Raw genomic sequence first — 3,913 nt, 5'->3', positions numbered from 1 at the left:
GGTTTGCGGGATTACCTAACTATATCAAGGTATACCTGCCTAGTTTGGGCTGCGAAAGTTGAGTTAGTATAAAACCGTTAATTATGGGTTGTTTGGGAACTACTGTTTTTCTAGGCTATATTTATATGAAACCACTAAGGCGAAAAAAATAATTAAAAAGCTCTCCACTTCCACAATGCTGTAAGAAACCTTAATAAGCAGCGAAAAGGCGGAAAGCCATCCAAAACTGCAATTAACTATTACGATAAAAAACGGGAAAACAGGTTTATTCCAAGACAGGGACAGACGTTACTGGCAAACATCAGGGGATGAAATATTGGAACGACAAAGCAACAAATTGGGATAAAGCAAAAACCATAGCGAAAGCAACTGTAAAAGGAGCAGGAGATAGTTTGAAAGACACAGTTAATGTTAAAAGTGGCGGTATTCTCAATATGGATAAGGGAGCCTCAAAATCACTTGGTATATTTGGTGCTGGGTTAAATTATTATAGTAATTACCATGATGACAAAGACGAGGGATTAAGCACAGGTGAGGCTGCTTCGCGGATAACTGTTGGTACTGCAGTTGATACAGCGGTGGGTAGGGCAGTTCATGCAGGATTTACAGCTGCCGGTACAGCACTTATACTTATTCCGGGTGTTGGAACAGCTATAGGGGTTGAAGTTGGAATGATAGCTAATTGGGGGATTAAGGAATTTAAATTTTCATTTGGTAATGGCCCAAAAAAATCAATCACGGATCCAATCACGGATCGAGCAAAAGGTGCGCTCCATAAAATAAAAGGATGGTTCAGTTGATAGATTGGGGAAAGATATAAATATGCTAAGTAGATTAAAAGAGGATGATTTTAAAGTTTTACGAGGTTCATTTGAATCAGGAAGGCAAAGGCCAGGGGCGTTAGGATCCGTGCTTATTTTATCAATTTTCCTTCAAGCTCTAATGTTTTTTTGGCATACGTTGCAGCCGGGGGTGATTCGAAATTTCCGAATAAAGAAGCAATGTTCAAATTCCATTTGGTTACCACGATAATATTCATATTACTATCAATTATTTACGCAATCCCGAAAGTCTATTTAAACAGACAGAAGGTTCAATACTTAATAACAATATTCGTGTCTCAAAATTTGTTTGGGATATTGCCTTATACAATGGCGCTGTTTTATATAGGAAAAAATTACAGTGTAACAAGAGAGTCACTTTTAGCGTTTACCTTTATAACTTTATCGTTTGGAGTATTGATTTTTATTATAACCTGTATTAGATTCTATATTTTATTAAAAAAAGGTCAATATAGAGAAGGATCGAAAAAAGATGAAATAAGATCAAGGACTGAGGCTGGCATCAAATCTTATCTTCCTATGATAATTACTGGAAGCATTGGATTGCTATTTATTATTCAATTTCTGGTTAGGACGTTCGGCTTAATGGATATACAAACAATATTCATGCTGTCACTTTGTATCTTAGTATTATATGCTATGCTTTTTGTACTTCCAGAACAACTCGTAACACTTTACTGTAAATACCGCTTCGATAGCTTTAATTATGACAAGTACGGAAACCTAAAACCAATGGGAATCGATAGAAAGGATGTTATTAAATGAATATCGAGGAAAAATCACTTCATTTTGATAACTTATTAGTCTATAAAACATTACAATTAAAAGAGAGGACTGGCAAGAGGGTAATTTTCTAATGGAAGACTTTACATTACTTGAAGGTATTTATGGGAATGGGCTTTCGGAAGCCATAGAGCGAGCATTCCTGTAACGAAGAAATTTGAGGTTAACAAAAATAAGCCCTCTTGGTATAGTACAGGATGTTGATGCGCATCGACTCCGAAATTAAAAATACCAGGAGCAAAATGAATTATAATCAAAATCGCAAAATATCGCAAATCATTGTAGGAATTGATATTGCCAAGGATAAACATGTGGCGCGTGCACAGGATGATAGAGGGTACGAATTTGGCAAAAGACTGATCTTTGACATCGCATACACGGTTTTCAACAACTACTAGATTGGACTGTCAAGCTCCAGAAAAATAACGAAAAAGTCATGTCGTTTTTGGAGTGAAGCCAACAGGGCATTACTGGCTGAGCCTGGCCATTATCTAGTTGCTAAAGACTATGATTTTGTATTGGTTAATCCGATGCACGTGAAGAAGTTAAAAGAGGTCGATGATAACTCACCAACGAAAAACGACACCGAAGATGCGCGTGTTATTGCGCAGCTATATAAATGGAATTAAAGGAATTTAAACATGTTTGAGGTAGACAAAATGAAAATCCACAAAGCTGATTTTAACCCAGCCGTTCAAGAAGTTAAAGATGCGATGCACAATACAAAGGATTTGCGGCTTTTCAAACGTTATCAAGCCATTTTAATGCACCTTAAAGGGAACACTTATCAAGAAATTGGCGACCTTATTGGATGTACGGTGCCAACAGTATGCCACTATGTTCGTGACTATCGCAACGACGGGTTAAAAGGGTTAACTCCTGGACAATCTCCCGGGCGACCGAGCAGATTAACGGAAGAACAGGAACAAGAACTATACCAACTAATTGTCGAAAGCAAACCTGCAGACGTAGGATTTCCTGCAGAGATGAATTGGACGTCATTTTTGATTCGATATTGGGTTGAGCAAAATTTTCGCGTTTCTTATTCAGACCGAGGTGTTCGCACATTACTTCATCGTCTTGGCTTCAGCTACACTAAACCCACCTATAATACACTAGAAAAGGCGGACCCTGAAAAACAAAAGGCGTTCAAGGAAGAATTTGAAACCATTAAAAAAATGAGGAACGGTGAAATTGATCGAATTTTGTTCCAGGATGAGAGTATGATCCGAGACTACCAGGCATTGTCTTGTACATGGTTTCCCAAAGGTCGACAAAAAATTGTCCCAACTTACGGCAAACATCATGGCGTCAAATTAATTGGTGCACTGGATTATGAATCTGGTGAAACCTTTTGTATTGAAAGAGAGCGCTATAACGCTAAAGTCTTTTTGGATTTTTTAAAGCAGGTTGTCGAAAAATATCCGAACCAGAATATTGTCATGGTACTGGACAACGCCAAAATCCATCATGCCAAGCTAATCCAACCATTTTTGGAAGATCATCCAGAGTTACAGCTGATGTTTCTTCCGCCCTACAACCCCCAATTAAACCTCATTGAGGGACTTTGGGGATGGTTAAAAAAGTCTGTGATCCATAATGTTTTTTATTCAACGGTTGATGAAATTCGTAATGCGGTACAGGAATTTATGATGAATATCCAAAAAGTCTTAGAAACTGTAAGAAAACGGCTGTGTTCAAAGTTATAAATATTTAATACCATTTATATAGTGTGCCAAGTGCAGCAAGAGGATCTTTAAAAACTTTCCTCGAAAAATTAGGATATAATCAAAAAGAGATAGCTGAATATTTGATAAAACATGAGGATGAAATAAGGTCTGCTGTAAATATACCGGATCCGAAATCTTCTAAGGCAATAAAAGATGTGTTGAGTCAATCAAAGGGGTTTTATAAGTATGCCGATTATGTAAAATGGGGAGGTTGGGCACTTACGGGTCTGGGAGCCTATCTTGGCTATCAAGGCGATAGAGACAATGGTAAGACAGTAGGAGAAGCCTTGACCCATAATCTAGCAAGTTTAGGAGGAAGTTTAGCTAGTTATGGAACTACTGCTTATGCTGCAGTGTTGGGTGCTAGTCCAGTTGGTTGGGCTGCAGCCGCAGGTATAGATGTAAGCTTTGTTGCAACATTTACCTTTGAATATTTATACGATAATAATATATTTGGTATCCAGACTGGGTTAGATAAAGCAGGTCAGAAAATAAATGAGTGGTGGAGTAGTGGAAAAGAAGCTGTAAGTGATTTTTTTGAGAATCCAGGTGAGTCGA

Annotated in this window: 2 protein-coding genes and 2 pseudogenes; all 4 read left to right on the top strand. The window is 37.8% G+C overall.

All coding sequences use genetic code 11. The annotated features are described in order from the left end of the window. Window positions 1-308: 308 nt before the first annotated feature. Window positions 309-800: a hypothetical protein gene (locus tag ABRT01_RS17900; RefSeq protein WP_269410527.1), complete on the top strand. Its 492-nt coding sequence runs from the start codon at window positions 309-311 to the stop codon at window positions 798-800. Between the two features lie 1,067 nt (window positions 801-1,867). Then, a pseudogene (locus tag ABRT01_RS18395) lies at window positions 1,868-2,245 on the top strand (IS110 family transposase); the annotation flags it as partial. Between the two features lie 39 nt (window positions 2,246-2,284). Next, a complete protein-coding gene (locus tag ABRT01_RS17885; protein ID WP_367749093.1) occupies window positions 2,285-3,334 on the top strand; it encodes an IS630 family transposase in 1,050 nt (349 codons plus the stop codon). Between the two features lie 23 nt (window positions 3,335-3,357). After that, a pseudogene (locus tag ABRT01_RS17880) lies at window positions 3,358-3,913 on the top strand (hypothetical protein); the annotation flags it as partial.

Origin of the sequence: Lentibacillus sp. L22, assembly GCF_040812445.1 — a bacterium.
Taxonomy (GTDB): Bacteria; Bacillota; Bacilli; order Bacillales; family Amphibacillaceae; genus Lentibacillus_C; species Lentibacillus_C daqui.
The sequence above is the reverse complement of the archived record's forward strand: the minus strand, read 5'-3'. Positions and strand labels throughout refer to the sequence as shown.

Excerpts from the sequence above, each read along its gene's own strand:
- ABRT01_RS17900 (WP_269410527.1), top strand. The coding sequence starts at position 309 with ATGAAATATTGGAACGACAAAGCAACAAATTGGGATAAAGCAAAAACC.
- ABRT01_RS17885 (WP_367749093.1), top strand. The coding sequence starts at position 2,285 with ATGAAAATCCACAAAGCTGATTTTAACCCAGCCGTTCAAGAAGTTAAA.